Source organism: Pseudomonas sp. Ost2, from assembly GCF_018326065.1.
GTDB classification, from domain to species: Bacteria; Pseudomonadota; Gammaproteobacteria; order Pseudomonadales; family Pseudomonadaceae; genus Aquipseudomonas; species Aquipseudomonas gingeri.
Genome location: NZ_AP021904.1, coordinates 7,128,638 through 7,144,118 on the forward strand (window position 1 = coordinate 7,128,638; position 15,481 = coordinate 7,144,118).

10 protein-coding genes and 1 pseudogene are annotated in these 15,481 nt (G+C 64.4%); 7 read left to right on the top strand and 4 right to left on the bottom strand.

Translation table 11 applies throughout. The features are described 5' to 3' along the window. Positions 1–54: 54 nt before the first annotated feature. Positions 55–2,031 carry a methyl-accepting chemotaxis protein gene (locus tag KI243_RS31750; RefSeq protein ID WP_177128201.1) on the bottom strand — a complete coding sequence of 659 codons (1,977 nt, stop codon included), beginning with the start codon at positions 2,029–2,031 and terminating at the stop codon, positions 55–57. Between the two features lie 190 nt (positions 2,032–2,221). Beyond that, positions 2,222–3,142 (bottom strand): LysR substrate-binding domain-containing protein, encoded by a 921-nt coding sequence (locus KI243_RS31755; RefSeq protein WP_103033057.1) that lies wholly within the window; start codon positions 3,140–3,142, stop codon positions 2,222–2,224. 159 nt (positions 3,143–3,301) lie between these two features. Here KI243_RS31755 and KI243_RS31760 point away from each other — a divergent pair, with 159 nt between their 5' ends. Next, positions 3,302–4,747 carry a NorM family multidrug efflux MATE transporter gene (locus KI243_RS31760; protein ID WP_244861798.1) on the top strand — a complete coding sequence of 482 codons (1,446 nt, stop codon included), beginning with the start codon at positions 3,302–3,304 and terminating at the stop codon, positions 4,745–4,747. A 54-nt stretch (positions 4,748–4,801) separates the two neighbouring features. Here the strand turns inward: KI243_RS31760 and KI243_RS31765 are convergent, their stop codons facing one another. Beyond that, positions 4,802–6,472 (bottom strand): bifunctional diguanylate cyclase/phosphodiesterase, encoded by a 1,671-nt coding sequence (locus KI243_RS31765; protein ID WP_017125510.1) that lies wholly within the window; start codon positions 6,470–6,472, stop codon positions 4,802–4,804. Positions 6,473–6,739: 267 nt separating this feature from the next. Here KI243_RS31765 and rep point away from each other — a divergent pair, with 267 nt between their 5' ends. Continuing rightward, the gene (gene rep / locus KI243_RS31770; RefSeq protein ID WP_042935111.1) at positions 6,740–8,749 is read left to right on the top strand and encodes a DNA helicase Rep; all 2,010 of its coding nucleotides are present in this window, start codon (positions 6,740–6,742) and stop codon (positions 8,747–8,749) included. A gap of 167 nt (positions 8,750–8,916) precedes the next feature. Then, positions 8,917–9,489 carry a xanthine phosphoribosyltransferase gene (locus KI243_RS31775; protein ID WP_017125512.1) on the top strand — a complete coding sequence of 191 codons (573 nt, stop codon included), beginning with the start codon at positions 8,917–8,919 and terminating at the stop codon, positions 9,487–9,489. 32 nt (positions 9,490–9,521) lie between these two features. Here KI243_RS31775 and KI243_RS31780 read toward each other — a convergent pair whose 3' ends face one another. After that, positions 9,522–10,187: a response regulator transcription factor gene (locus KI243_RS31780; protein WP_212811267.1), complete on the bottom strand. Its 666-nt coding sequence runs from the start codon at positions 10,185–10,187 to the stop codon at positions 9,522–9,524. Positions 10,188–10,486: 299 nt separating this feature from the next. Between KI243_RS31780 and KI243_RS31785 the strand changes: the two genes are divergently transcribed. The 4 genes and pseudogenes from KI243_RS31785 (at position 10,487) to KI243_RS31800 (ending at position 15,421) form a co-directional block, all read left to right on the top strand. Further along, positions 10,487–11,050, top strand: coding sequence for a fimbrial protein (locus KI243_RS31785; RefSeq protein ID WP_212810281.1), 564 nt, complete (start codon positions 10,487–10,489; stop codon positions 11,048–11,050). A gap of 61 nt (positions 11,051–11,111) precedes the next feature. After that, a complete protein-coding gene (locus tag KI243_RS31790) occupies positions 11,112–11,882 on the top strand; it encodes a fimbria/pilus periplasmic chaperone (protein WP_177118611.1) in 771 nt (256 codons plus the stop codon). A gap of 19 nt (positions 11,883–11,901) precedes the next feature. Continuing rightward, a complete protein-coding gene (locus KI243_RS31795) occupies positions 11,902–12,681 on the top strand; it encodes a fimbria/pilus periplasmic chaperone (RefSeq protein ID WP_212810282.1) in 780 nt (259 codons plus the stop codon). A gap of 137 nt (positions 12,682–12,818) precedes the next feature. After that, positions 12,819–15,421: pseudogene (locus tag KI243_RS31800) on the top strand (fimbria/pilus outer membrane usher protein). Positions 15,422–15,481: the final 60 nt, after the last annotated feature.

Here is a 15,481-nt window from a genome sequence, read left to right on the forward strand (position 1 = left end):
GTGGTGCCTTGCAGACCGCCTTTGCAGCGGTCCGGCATCAAGGCCTACACCCACTCAACGAAACCGATCAACCTCCTGACGCAGGTCCGCCGCCAGGCCTTCCAGTTCCTTGGCGGTCAGCGCCAGGTTGGAGACCACTTCGCGCTGTTCGCTGTTGGCCAGGGCGATGCTTTGCAGGTTGCTGCTGAGCAGGGTCGCGGTGCTGCTCTGTTCCTGGGTCGCGGTGGTGATGGCGGCGAACTGCTGGCCGGCCGAGCGGCTCTGTTCGTCGATCCGCGCCAGTGCCGAGGCAACGTTGGCATTGCGTGACAGACCTTCCTGCATCAGCGCGTTGCCCTGCTCCATGGTCTGGATGGCATGGCTGGTTTCCTGCTGGATGCTGTGGATCATCCCGGAAATCTCGTCGGTCGCCTCGCGGGTACGACCCGCCAGGCTGCGCACTTCATCCGCCACCACGGCAAAACCACGGCCCTGCTCGCCGGCACGGGCGGCTTCGATGGCAGCGTTCAACGCCAGCAGGTTGGTCTGGTCGGCAATCGAGGTGATCACTCCGACGATGCCACCGATTTCCTGGGAACGCTGGCCCAGAGTGTTGATCACCGTCGCGGTGCTGTTGAGCGCTGCGGCGATCTGCTCCAGGGAGGAGGACGCTTCGTCCATGGAGGTCCGGCCGATCCGCGTCTGCTGGGCATTTTCCTGGGCCAGGCGCTCGGTACTGCCCATGTTGTCGGCAATGTTCAGCGAGGTCGCGCTGAATTCCTCCACCGCCCCGGCCATGCTGGTGATTTCGCCGGACTGCTGTTCCATTCCCTCATAGGCCCCGCCGGACAGGCCGGACAAGGCCTTGGCGCGACTGTTGACCTCGGCGGCGGCCTTGCGGATGTGCTCGACCATGGTCGACAGCGCCTGCCCCATCTGGTTGAAGCTGGCAGCCAGTTGGCCGATTTCGTCATGGCTCGACACATTCAGCCGTACGCTCAAGTCACCGGCACCCAGGGCTTGCGCCTGGCGCACCAGGTCTCCCAGCGGTTGCAGCTTGCTGCGCAACAGCCAGACCGCCGCACCGACCGCCAGCAACATCGCCAGCACGCTGCCCAATACCAGGCGAATACCGACGCTCCAGGTCACTTCGCGAATCTCGGCCTTGGGCATGCTCGCCACCACCGTCCACGGCCCGCCTTCGAACGGCACCGCGACACTGTAGAGGTCGTCGCCCTTGTCGCTCCAGAAACGTCCCTGGCCCGGTTGCCTGGCGAGGTCGGCGATCACCGGGACCGCCTGGTCGAGGTCCTTCACCCCGGCAGGCGGCACCAGCCAGTGCTTCTGCTCGTCGAGCAACGACAGGGAACCGGTGGTGCCGATCCGGAAGCGCTTGAGGTTTTCGAACTGCGCGTTCTGCGCATCGGTGTAGTCGAAGCCGACAAACAGCACCGCGAACACCTTGCCACTGCTGTCACGCACTGGCGTGTACTGGGTCATGTAGGAGCGATCGAACAGCAGGGCGCGGCCGACATAGCCCTGGCCGGCCATCAGCCTGGCGTAGGCCGGGTGCTGGTGGTCGAGCAAGGTGCCGATGGCCCGGCTGCCGTCCTGCTTGGTCAGGGAGGTGCTGACCCGGATAAAGTCGTCGCCACTGCGCACGAACAAGGTCGCGACGCCAGCCGACATCTGCTTGAACTCGTCGACTTCGCTGAAATCGTTGTTGAGCAGGTGATCGCCCAGGTACAACCCGGGGGCCTGGGTGCCGGCGACGGCCACCGGGGCCTCGGGGCGTACGCTCAGGCCGCTGCTGAAGCGTTTTTCGAACAGCCCGCTCAGGCGCTGGGTGCTTTCGCGCAGGGTGCCGTGGAAGGTATTCAACTGGTCGGCCAGCAGCCGCGCCTCGCTGGCCAGGTGCTCTTCACGGGTGTCGAGGTTGGCGGAGTCCAGCGAGCGGAGGGCAAAGACAGTACTGCCACTGATCACCACTGCCAGGATGACAGCGAGCGCAAGACCCAGTTGCGTGGCGATTCGAGCACGGGGTTGAGACATGAACAGCTCCTGGCCGAGCGGCCGGATCATCCTGATCTCGTGGCGCTACCCGGTAATAATTCTAAAAGTTGAGTCGTGAGTGGGGCTTTCTGAACGAAGGTTCCATATGGGTAGATTCGGCGGCCAGCAGCGATACTTGAGTAAATCAGGTGGATATCGGCCAAATCCCGGACTGACGGGCTGTTTCGATTCAGCTCAGGCGTTCGACCGGGGGCAATTCCATCGCGGCGACCTCGCCTTGCAGGAAGTCGCTCAGGCGCCGCAGGCGCTCGCCGCCAGGGCGGGTTTTCGGCCATACCAGGTAGTATTTCTCGCCGCTGGCCACGGCGGTCGGCCATGGCAGGCTCAGGCGGCCCTGGGCGACATCCTCCGCCACCATCAGCAGGTCGCCCATGGACACGCCGTAGCCACGGGCCGCGGCGATCATGCCCAGTTCCAGGGTATCGAACACCTGGCCGCCCTTGAGGGAAATCCGCTCGGACAGGCCCATGCGCTCCAGCCAGCTGCGCCAGTCACGACGATCCGGCGTCGGATGCAACAGCTCGGCGCCGGCCAGCCGCTCGACATCCCAGGGCTGGTCGTTGAGCAGCGTCGGCGCGCCTACCGGGATCAGCCATTCGGAAAACAGGTAGCTGGCTTCCCAGTCCGGCGGGAAGTGCCCGTTGCCGAGCAACACCGCGCAATCGAAAGGCTCCTGGTTGAAGTCGACACTGTCGATGTCCATCCAGGCGCTGGTGAGCTGCACCTCGTTGCCTTTCTGCAAGTGCCGGAAGCGGCTGAGCCGGGCCAGCAACCAGCGCATGGTCAGGGTCGAGGGCGCCTTCATGCGCAGGATGTCATCTTCGGCGCGCAAGGTATTGCAGGCACGCTCCAGGGCACCGAAGCCTTCGCGGATCCCCGGCAACAGCAGGCGCGCGGCTTCCGTCAATTGCAGGTTGCGGCCATTGCGCTGGAACAGGCGACAGGCGAAGTGGTCTTCGAGCGTGCGGATATGCCGGCTGACCGCGCTCTGGGTGATCGACAGTTCTTCCGCCGCGCGAGTGAACGAGCTATGTCGCGCCGCGGCTTCGAAAGCACGCAAGGCGTAGAGGGGCGGCAGGCGGCGGGACATGCGGAACCTTCCGATGGCTGGATAGCGAAGAACTTACCAGAAATGCCCCTGCATGAGTTTTTATCATGCGAGCAATCGTTTTTATCCCTTTGTGCAAACCCGCGCAGGCGCCGAGAATCAATCCTTTCCCCAGCCTGCCACTTTTTGAGCCTGATGATCATGCAGCATCCAGCACGTACCGAACTCTGGGCCATCCTGCGGCTGTCGGGGCCGTTGATCGCCTCGCAGTTGGCACACATGCTGATGGTGCTGACCGACACCCTGATGATGGCCCGACTCAGCCCCGAGGCCCTGGCCGGCGGCGGCCTGGGTGCGGCGAGCTATTCATTCGTGTCGATTTTCTGCCTCGGCGTGATTGCCGCGGTCGGCACCCTGGTGGCCATTCGTCACGGCGCCGGCGATGTCGAGGGCGCCACCCGGCTGACCCAGGCCGGGCTCTGGCTGGCCTGGGCCATGGCGCTGGTCGCCGGCCTGCTGCTGTGGAACCTCAAGCCGCTCCTGCTGCTGTTCGGCCAGACCCCGAGCAACGTGCACGCGGCCGGCCAGTTCCTGCTGGCGCTGCCGTTCGCCCTGCCCGGCTATCTGAGCTTCATGGCCCTGCGCGGCTTTACCAGTGCCCTGGGACGCGCCACCCCGGTGATGGTGATCAGCCTCTGTGGCACCGTGGCCAACTTTGCCCTCAACTATGCGTTCATCACCGGGATGTTCGGCCTGCCCCGGCTGGGACTGACCGGTATCGGCCTGGTCACCGCCATCGTCGCCAACTGCATGGCGCTGGCCATGGCCTGGCACATCAGGCGGCATGCCGCGTATCGCGACTACCCCTTGCGCCGCGGCCTGTCCCGGCCGAACTGGCAGTACCTGCGCGAGCTCTGGCGACTGGGCCTGCCCATCGGCGGCACCTACGCGGTGGAAGTCGGGCTGTTCGCCTTCGCTGCCCTGTGCATGGGCACCATGGGCAGCACCCAGCTGGCGGCCCACCAGATCGCCCTGCAGATCGTCTCGGTGGCGTTCATGATTCCGGCGGGGATTTCCTATGCCATCACCCTGCGCATCGGTCAGCACTACGGTGCCGGACAACTGCTGGATGCGCGGCGCGCGGGACGGGTCGGCATCGCCTTCGGCGCGGCGACCATGCTGGCCTTCGCCATGCTCTTCTGGCTCGCGCCGCATCAGTTGATCGGGTTGTTCCTGGACCACAACGACCCGGCATTCCGTCCGGTGATCGACCTGGCTGTCAGCCTGCTGGCCGTGGCCGCCTGGTTCGAGCTGTTCGACGGCACCCAGACCATCGCCATGGGCGCGATTCGCGGGCTCAAGGATGCCAAGACGACCTTCCTCGTCGGGCTCGGTTGCTACTGGCTGATCGGCGCACCGGCGGCGTGGCTGCTGGCGTTCAGTGTCGGCTGGGGCCCTACCGGCGTCTGGTGGGGCCTGGCCCTGGGGCTGGCGTTCGCGGCGGTGGGCCTGACCCTGGCGTTCGAATGGCGGATGAAGCGGATGCTGAAGCATGGCCGGACGAATTCGTCAGCGCGCACGACCCCGACGGGTGGGAGCCGGCTTGCTGGCGATCGCGTTGTATCAGCCGGCAAAGATGTCGCCTGATCGATCGCAATCGCCAGCAAGCCGGCTCCCACGGGGGACCGCACCCCGACAGGCTCAGCAGACGTCCTGCACCGCCTGCTGGCTGGCACCGAACGTCAGGTACTCGACCAGTTCCACCAGCGGCAGCGGCCGGCTGATCAGGTAGCCCTGGGCCTGGTCGCAGCCGAAGCCACGCAACAGCGCCAGTTGCTCCGGTGTTTCGACCCCTTCGGCCACCACTTCCAGGTTGAGGTTGTGGGCCAGGTTGATCATGGCGTGAACCAGCTTGCGGTTCTCTTCGCGCAACTCCATGCCGCCGACGAAACTCTTGTCCACCTTGAGCAAGGCTATTGGCAGGCTGTTGAGGTGCACGAAGGAGGAGAAACCGGTGCCGAAGTCATCCAGGGAAAAACGCACCCCCAGCCGCCCGAGGGCATCCATGGTCTGCTTGACCAGGTCGCTGCGCCGCATGACCGCGGTTTCGGTGAGTTCGAACTCCAGCCATTGCGCCTCGACGCCGCGCTCGGCGATCAGCCGGCTCAGGGTCGACAGCAACTGGCTGTCCTGGAACTGTCGGAACGACAGGTTGACCGCCATGTGCAATGGCCCCAGTCCGCGCTCGCGCAAGTCCTGCATATCCCGCAGGGCCCGGGAAATCACCCAGTAGCCCAGGGGCACGATCAACCCGCTCTGCTCGGCCAGCGGCACGAATTCGCTGGGCGGCAACAGTCCGCGCTCGCCGTGGCGCCAGCGCACCAGGGCTTCGAGGCCGACGATCTGCCCGGTGCCCAGGTCCAGGCGCGGCTGGTAGTGCAGCTCCAGCTCGTCGCGGCGCAACGCCCGGCGCAGCTCGCTTTCAAGGTCGGCGAGGCTGCGGGCATTGCGATTGATGCGTTCATTGAAGATGTGGAAGGTGCAGCCCTGGGTGCTCTTGGCCTGCTGCATGGCAATGTGCGCGTGCCACATCAGCGGGTCGGCCCCGGCGTTGGCGCGAGCGTGGGCGATGCCCAGGCTGCAGCCGATCAACAGGCTTTCACCGTCGACCCAATAGGGTTCGGCCATGACTTCGATGATCCGCTCGGCCATCCACTCGGCCCGCTGCGGTGCGCGACGGGTATCGATCAACAGGGCGAACTCGTCGCTGCCCAGGCGCGCCAGTTGATCACCGGCTTCGAGCTGGCTCTTGAGGCGGGCGACCACTTGCAGGATCAGCCGGTCACCGGCCTGGTGCCCCAGGGCATCGTTGGCATGACGGAAGTTGTCCAGGTCGAGGTGCCCGAGGGCCAGGCCGCGCCCTTCATTCTCGGCCAGGCGCGCCGCCAGCAGGGTCTGGAACCCCTGGCGATTGGCGATACCGGTGAGCGGGTCCTGTTCGGCGAGACGTTGCAGGGTGTTTTCCAACACGCCGCGCTCACGCACGTGCCGCAGGCAGCGACGCAGGGTCGAGGCGTCCAGGTCCGCGCGGACCAGCCAGTCGCTGACGCCCAGCGGCGCCACGTCGGGCTCGCTGTCGAGCAGCAGCACGGTCGGCAGGCTGCAACGCCCCGGCGCCGGCTGCAGGCCGGGCACGGTGAGCAATACCGCCGTGCGTTCGTCATCGAAGAGGCTACTGACCAACTCCCAGGAGGTCGCACTGACCAATACGGCCGCGCCTCCCATCGGAGCGAGACACTCGCGCAACAACGCTGCCCACACCGGCTCTTCGGCCAGAAGCAGCAAACGCAAGGGTTCGACAGGCTTGGACAAGCTAGCTCCCTAGACTCTGCAAAAAATAGTGGCGAAAGGCATTATGACGCGCCGTGCAGCGACTACAAACGCAATTGATTCTCAACCGCCGTCTTGTACCGTGCAAACGTGAACGATAGCCTTAAATTCTTCGCGCATCCTGCGGGAAAGTAACAAAACCGGCAAATTTAGATCGCGTGGTACGTCACAGTGTCGGAGAGTCGCGGCAGAATCTGTCCAGCCTGTTAAAATGCCCGCCCTTTTTCGTAACAGACCACTTACTTCGCCATGTCCCGACTCAACCCCCGGCAGCAAGAAGCCGTGAACTACGTCGGCGGCCCTCTTTTGGTGCTCGCCGGTGCCGGCTCCGGCAAGACCAGCGTGATCACCCGCAAGATCGCCCACCTGATCCAGAACTGCGGCATCCGCGCCCAGTACATCGTCGCCATGACCTTCACCAACAAGGCGGCGCGGGAAATGAAGGAACGCGTCGGCACCCTGCTCAAGGGTGGCGAAGGCCGTGGCCTGACGGTCTCGACCTTCCACAACCTGGGGTTGAACATCATCCGCAAGGAACACGTGCGGCTGGGCTACAAGCCGGGCTTCTCGATTTTCGACGAGACCGACGTCAAGGCCCTGATGACCGACATCATGCAGAAGGAATACTCGGGCGACGACGGCGTCGACGAGATCAAGAACATGATCGGCTCGTGGAAGAACGACCTGATCCTGCCGCCCCAGGCCCTGGAAAACGCGCGCAACCCCAAGGAGCAGACCGCCGCCATCGTCTACACCCACTACCAGCGCACGCTCAAGGCGTTCAACGCGGTGGACTTCGACGACCTGATCCTGCTGCCGGTGAAACTGTTCGAGGAACATGCCGACATCCTCGAAAAGTGGCAGAACAAGGTCCGCTACCTGCTGGTGGACGAATACCAGGACACCAACGCCAGCCAGTACCTGCTGGTGAAAATGCTGATCGGCACGCGCAACCAGTTCACCGTGGTCGGCGACGACGACCAGTCGATCTACGCCTGGCGCGGCGCGCGTCCGGAAAACCTGATGCTGCTCAAGGACGACTACCCGTCCCTGAAAGTGGTGATGCTCGAGCAGAACTACCGCTCCACCAGCCGTATCCTGCGCTGCGCCAACGTGCTGATCTCGAACAATCCCCACGAGTTCGAAAAACAGCTCTGGAGCGAGATGGGCCACGGCGACGAGATCCGCGTGATCCGCTGCCGCAACGAGGACGCCGAGGCCGAGCGCGTGGCCATGGAAATCCTCAGCCTGCACCTGCGCACCGACCGGCCCTACAGCGATTTCGCCATCCTCTATCGCGGCAACTACCAGGCCAAGCTGATCGAGTTGAAGCTGCAGCACCACCAGATCCCCTATCGCCTGTCCGGCGGCAACAGCTTTTTCGGACGCCAGGAAGTGAAGGACCTGATGGCCTACTTCCGCCTGATCGTGAACCCGGATGACGACAACGCCTTCCTGCGGGTGATCAACGTGCCACGCCGGGAAATCGGCTCGACCACCCTGGAAAAGCTCGGCAACTATGCCACCGAGCGCAAGATCTCGATGTACGCCGCCACCGACGAGATCGGCCTCGGCGAACACCTGGACAGCCGCTTCACCGACCGCCTGGCGCGGTTCAAGCGCTTCATGGATCGCGTGCGTGAGCAGTGCGCCGGCGAAGACCCGATTTCCGCCCTGCGCAGCATGGTCATGGACATCGACTACGAGAACTGGCTGCGCACCAACAGCTCCAGCGACAAGGCCGCCGACTACCGGATGAGCAACGTCTGGTTCCTGATCGAGGCGCTGAAGAACACCCTGGAGAAAGACGAAGACGGCGACATGACCGTCGAGGACGCCATCGGCAAGCTGGTCCTGCGTGACATGCTCGAACGCCAGCAGGAAGAGGAAGAAGGCGCCGAAGGCGTGCAGATGATGACCCTGCATGCGTCCAAGGGGCTGGAGTTCCCCTATGTGTTCATCATGGGCATGGAGGAGGAGATCCTCCCCCACCGCTCCAGCATCGAGGCCGACACCATCGAGGAAGAACGGCGCCTGGCCTATGTCGGGATTACCCGCGCGCGCCAGACCCTGGCCTTCACCTTCGCCGCCAAGCGCAAGCAGTATGGCGAGGTCATCGATTGCGCGCCGAGCCGTTTCCTCGATGAACTGCCTCCCGACGACCTGGCCTGGGAAGGCAACGATGACACACCGACCGAAGTGAAAGCCGTTCGCGGCAACTCCGCGTTGGCGGATATACGCGCCATGTTAAAGCGCTAGAATTGGATTCCCCTTTATTTGTGGGAGCGGGCTTGTGTGGGAGCGGGCTTGCCCGCGAAGCTTTTCAGTAGCCTCACTGGCCCCTTCATGGGCAAGCCCGCTCCTACCCAAACCCGCTCCTGCAGGAGCAATATTTTCAGCGTAAACGCGCTATTCGAGGACGTTCCGTGGAAGCACTGCATAAGAAAATTCGCGAAGAAGGCATCGTGCTTTCCGATCAGGTCCTGAAGGTCGACGCCTTCCTGAACCACCAGATCGACCCGCAGTTGATGAAACTGATCGGTGACGAATTCGCCACGCTGTTCGCCGATTCGGGCATCACCAAGATCGTCACCATCGAAGCCTCGGGCATCGCCCCGGCGATCATGACCGGCTTGAACCTCGGCGTACCGGTGATTTTCGCCCGCAAGCACCAGTCCCTGACCCTGACGGAGAACCTGCTGTCGGCGACCGTCTACTCCTTCACCAAGCAGGTGGAAAGCACCGTGGCGATCTCCCCGCGCCACCTGACCAGCAGCGACCGCGTGCTGATCATCGATGACTTCCTGGCCAACGGCAAAGCGTCCCAGGCGCTGATCTCGATCATCAAGCAGGCCGGCGCGACCGTGGCGGGCCTGGGCATCGTGATCGAGAAGTCGTTCCAGGGCGGCCGTGCCGAGCTGGACGCCCAGGGCTATCGCGTCGAGTCCCTGGCCCGGGTCAAGTCTCTGGCCGGCGGCGTCGTGACCTTCATCGAGTAACCCGTCCCGCGACAGGCCGGTCCCCGCCGGCCTCAGAAACCCATCGCGTTCGAATCCCGTAGCGAACTGGACAGCTTGAACAGTTCGCTGTCGGTCTTGATCCCCAGCTTGCGGTAGGCCGACTGTTTCTGGGTGCTGATGGTATTGGCGCTGCGCGAGAACTTCTCGGCAATCCCATTCACCGACATGCCATCGAGAAAGCAGCGCAGCACTTCCCGCTCCCTGGGAGAGAGGATGTCATGGGCACACGCGGGCACCTGCTCGCTGGCGCTCGCCGCCTCGTACACCTCCTTCTCCGACACCGTGGCGACCTCCCTGGCCATGATCGGGTGCAGGTAGATCTTGCCCCGGGCCACGGTACGGATCGCCGCCAGCCCGTCCAGGCGCTGGGTCTTGCCAAAGAAACCCCAGCTCCCGGCCCGTAGCGCCAGCGACACGGTCGCCGGGGTGTAGTGGGCCGAAAGCACCAGTGGCCGGCAATCGGGATAACGCACCCGCAGCGCACGGATGAGGTTGATCCCGTCGATCTCCGTCGGGCCGAGCATGAAGTCGATCACGAGGATATCCGGCTGCCTGATGGCCAGGGCGGCGAGCAGTTCCCTGCCCGTGGAAAAGGAACCGACAACCTCAAGGTCAGGCTCTTTCGACAACCACAGGGACGTACCCACCCTTATCAGTTCGTGATCGTCCAGCAGCATGACTGTGTAGGAACCAGGGACTGCGCTAGTCATCTTTATTTAGACCTCCCGAGAAAAAACCGAGCCAGCAGATAAGGGCCGCGACGAATACCTACAGAACTTTCAGGCTTATAGCACCCAGCGCCGAGAGCACAAACGGAAAGCCCTTCGAGAAATCACGAAACTGCAGGGTTTCGAGTTATCTCGATGTTCCAGCGACCCCGGCTACGCGAGAGTAGCGGCCTCGTCCGACAGGCTATCACCCTCCACCCGGAGGGCTGTCGGAAGGGAAATCAACTGAAACCATTCAAGGTAATCCGATGAAAATCTCCCAAGTCTCTGCCGCCGTCTCCCTCGCCCTGGCCGCACTCATTGCCCTGCCGGCTGCCGCCGCCAATGACGGCGTCATCAACTTCAATGGCCTGGTGACCGACGTGACCTGCACCATCGAAGGCGAAGCGCCAGGCGGTGGCAGCGTGGTCAAGAACGTCGACCTCGGCGGCGTGTCCGCGGCCCGCCTGACGAACGCCGGCGATCGCGCCAACCTCACCGGTTTCTCGATTCGCGTGGGTGCGCCGGGTGAAACCGCCTGCACCAACGGTCGTACCGCAATGGTCGCGTTCGACCCGACCAGCCCGGCCATCGATGTCGCCACCGGTCGCCTGAACATCGACACCACCGGCGACGCCGCCAGCAACGTGCAGGTCGAGGTCACCCAGCGCGACGGTACGCCGATCCACGTCTACACCGAGAAATCCGAAGGCGTGGTCATCGCCGACAACCAGGCGGTCATTCCCCTGGGCGCACAGTACTACGCCACCGGTGCAGCGGGTGAAGGCCAGGTCGCCACCCGGGTCGGCTTCATGATCGAGTACGCCGAGTAAGCGTCATCCAACGGACCCGCGCCCTGTCGCGGGTCCAGCCTTCAACACGAGAGCTTCGCCAATGAACAACCTGGTTCGTTCGGGCATGGTCGCCTGTGCCCTTCTGACGGCATCGCTGCACGCTACTTCCTCGCTTGCCGCCGTGGTCATCCATGGCGCGCGCGTGATCTATCCCGCCGAGCAACAGGAAGTCGTGGTCCGGCTGGAGAACAAGGGCGAACGTCCCGCCCTGGTCCAGCTCTGGCTCGACGACGGCGACAAGCGCGCGACGCCCGCCACCGCACAGGCGCCCTTCACCGCGATGCCGCCGATCCTGCGCATCGAACCGAAAAAGCAGCAGGCCCCGCGCCTGCGCTATACCGGCGGCCCGCTACCCACGGACCGCGAAAGCCTGTTCTGGCTGAATGTGCTGGAAGTGCAGCCGACCACCGTCGGTACTGCCGACAGGAACCTGCTGGAACTGTCGTTTCGTTCCCGGCTGCGAGTGTTCTACCGGCCGGAAGGCCTGCCCTATCCGAAAACCAGCGCGGCACCGAAGCTGAGCTGGAAACTCGTGCGCCATGAAGGTGGCCACGCGCTGGAAGTCCTCAACCCGACGCCTTATCACGTCTCCCTGGGCTCGGTGGAACTGGTGGGCAAGGGCCGCGACGAGCGTTACCCGAAGGCACCGAACAAGGAGGTCAACGACAGCCTGTTGCTGCCGTCCGGCGACATCAAGCGCTTCCCGCTGCCCAACCTGCGAACCCCGCCCAGCGGCGCCCTGAAGGTCGAGTTCAGTGCGATCAGCGACTTCGGCGCGCGCGTCAGCCACAGCGCCGACATCACCTCTTGAACCGGACCGACCAGTGCTCATGAACACACTCCCGCGCAGCGCCGCGACCGCACGCCTCGTCATCCTGCTTGCCCTCGCAATCCTGATGCTGAGCACCAGCTTCATGGCCCGAGCCAGCGTCATCATCACCGGCACCCGGGTGGTGTACCCGGCGAACCAGAAGGAAGTGACCATCCGGTTCGAGAACAAGAACCAGAAACCGGCCCTGGTGCAGGTCTGGCTGGACACCGGCGACGAAGAAGTGGCGCCGGAACAGGCCCGGGTGCCCTTCCTCGCCACGCCCCCGATCTTCCGCATGGAACCGGGCAAGCAACAGGTCGTGCGCCTGGCCTATACCGGCGAATCGCTGCCCAAGGACAAGGAGAGCCTGTTCTGGCTGAACATGCTGGAGGTACCGCCCAAGGCCCGGGACTCGGAAGAGAGCAACCAGCTGCAACTCGCCTTCCGCACGCGCATCAAGGTGTTTTTCCGGCCGCGGGACCTGCCCTACCCGCCCGCGCAAGCCGTGGAAAAACTGCGCTGGACACTGGTGTCCGGCGTCCAGGGACCCGCCCTGGAAGTGCATAACCCTACGCCCTACCACCTGAACTTCGATTCGGTGGAACTGGTCGCGGCGGGCCAACGCCATGCCAAGCCGGTCGGCCAGACAGGCGCCGGGAACATGGTCAACCCGAATGCCAGCAACCGCTTCGTCCTGCCGAGCCTGAAGTCGGCCCCCGCCGCTGGCGCCCTGGTCGAGTTCCAGACCATCGACGACTACGGCGCCCGGCATTCGCACAAGGTCCAGGTCACGCCATGACCGGCTGATATCAGCGCCTGGCGCGCCTGGAACGCCAGCCAGTAAAGGAACTCCCGCCCCGTCCGCGAACAAGAACGCGCGACGGTCGGGCCCGGCTTGCCCGAATCCGGCAATACACAAGGTTTGGAATGTTTGCGATGAGATCGAAGACCCAGTCTGTACCCGGCGGATTGCGCACCCCGCGCAACCGTCTGGCCCATGTCATTCACAGCCTCCTGCTGCTGGCAGCCGGCAATGCCCTGGCCGCGGACGAGGTCGAGCGGGTGGAGTTCAACCCGGCGTTCTTCCCCGGTGGCGGCGGACAGATCGACATCTCGCGCTTCAACGAAGGCAACGTGGTCCTGCCGGGCCAGTACCGCGCGGACGTCTCCGTCAACGGCATCTGGATCGGCCGGGAAGAACTGACCTTCGCCGCCGTCGAGGGCCGCAACAATGCCCAGCTCTGCCTGGAACGCCCGCTGCTGACCCGGCTCGGGGTAGATCTCGATGGCATCGCGCAGAAGGCCGCCGAAGCCGGTGAACCCGTGCCGCCGGCGCTGCCGCCGCTGTCTACCTGTGGCGATATCGGCACCTACATCCCCGGCGCCAGCGTCAGTTTCGATGCCGGTGAAGGACGGCTGGACCTGCAGGTGCCACAGCTCTACCTGTCACGCACGGCACGCGGCTACGTCAGCCCGGAGCATTGGGATCCGGGGGTGAACGCGGCGTTCGTGCGCTACAACGCCAACGGTTTCATGAACAACAACAAGGGCCGCTCATCGTTCTCCAACTACCTGGGGCTGCACACCGGTCTCAACCTCAACGGCTGGCACCTGCGACACAACGGCGCCTACAGCAGCAACGAAGCCAGCAGCAGCTACCAGAGCAGCGCCACCTATCTGCAACGGGAACTGCCCGGGCTGCAATCGCAACTCATGGCCGGCGAGATCTACACCACCGGCGAGCTGTTCGACAGCATCCGCCTGCGCGGCATGACCCTGTCCACCGACGATCGCATGCTGCCCGACTCATTGACCGGCTACGCGCCCATCGTCCGTGGCGTGGCCGAAACCAACGCCCGGGTCAGCGTGCGCCAGCGCGGCATACTGCTGGACGAAGTCACCGTACCGCCGGGCCCATTCGTGCTCAATGACCTGTTTCCCACCGGTTACGGCGGCGACCTGGAGGTCACCGTCACCGAGGCCGATGGCCGGCAACGGCAGTTCATCGTGCCGTTCGCCTCCAACGTCAACCTGATCCGGCCGGGCTACAGCCGCTACTCGCTGAGCCTCGGCGAAATGGACGAGCTCGGTGTCGACAGCAAGCCCTGGCTGAGCCAGGGCACCTTCCAGTACGGTCTCAACAACCTGGTCACCGGCTATGTCGGCGCCTTGGCGTCGGAAGGCTATCACTCGCAACTGCTGGGAGCGGCGTTCAATACGCCGGTGGGGGCGATCTCCCTCGACCTGACCACCTCCCAGTCTGAACTGCCGGGGTTTGCCAATCGTCGCGGCCAGAGCCTGCAGGCCCGCTACAACAAGAACTTCGCCGATACCGGGACCAACTTCGCCCTGGGTGCCTTCCGCTATTCCACCGACGGTTTCCTCAGTGCCCGCGACACCGCGCAACTGCGGGATATCGCCCGCCGGGGCGGGGACCTGGAAAAAGTCAGCCGGGTGCGCGAACGCCTGGATGTCAGCCTCAACCAGAGCCTGGACCAGGGATCGGTATTCCTCACCGGCTCGTCGCAGAACTACTGGAACCGCAAGGGCGGCAGCCTGAGCTTCACCGCCGGCTATAGCAGTTCCTGGCAACGCATGAACTACACCATCAGCGCCCAGCGCAGCCGCGACCTGCTGACCGAGCGCAGCAGCAACCAGATCGACCTCACCATCAGCCTGCCGCTGGGCTACTCGAACCGCGCACCGAACCTGTGGAGCAACCTCACCCGCGGCGACCGGCAAAGCAGTGTCCAGGCCGGCCTGGGCGGCACCTGGGGCGAACGCAGCGAGGTCAACTACGGGGTTTCGGCCAGCCACGCCGGCAATGGCGTCGGCAACAGCTTCAACGCCGACCTGCAATACCGCAGCCGCTATGCCGTGGCTTCCACCAGCCACAGCCAGGGCAACGGCTACCACTCGCAATCGCTGGGGTTGTCCGGCGGGCTGGTCGCCCATGCCGACGGCCTGACCCTGAGCCCGGAACTGGGCGACACCATCGGCCTGGTCCACGCACCCGGTGCCAAGGGGGCCTGGGTCGGCAGCAACAACGATGCCCAGGTGGACGGCAAGGGGTACGCCGTGGTGCCGCACCTCACCCCGTACCGCCAGAACGTGGTCGAACTGGACCCTCGCGACATGTCCCACGACGTGGAGCTCAAGTCCGCCTCGCACAACGTCGCCCCCGGGCCGGTTCCGTGGTGGTGATGAAGTATGAGACCAGCAGCGGGCGGGCCGTGATCATCAATGCCAGTCGGGAAGATGGCAGCCCGCTGCCGTTCGGTGCCGATGTGTTCGATGAAAGCGAGGCCAACGTGGGCGTGGTCGGGCAGAACAGCATGGTGTTTGTCCGGCTGCCAGACGATAGCGGCCAGTTGACGGTCAAGTGGGGGCCGAGCAGCGCGGACAGCTGCCGGATCGCCTACGACCTGGGCACGCTCGCCGACTCGGAGGGCTTACGTCAAATGGAGGGGGAATGCCGGGCCGACAGTAGCGATACGTCCCGCTCGACCCCGCCCGATACTCCTGCAGATGAGGCTTGATCATGGTCGCGAATACCTGCCCCGCAAACGCTCCGGTCGACAGACTCCAGTCCCTGCTTC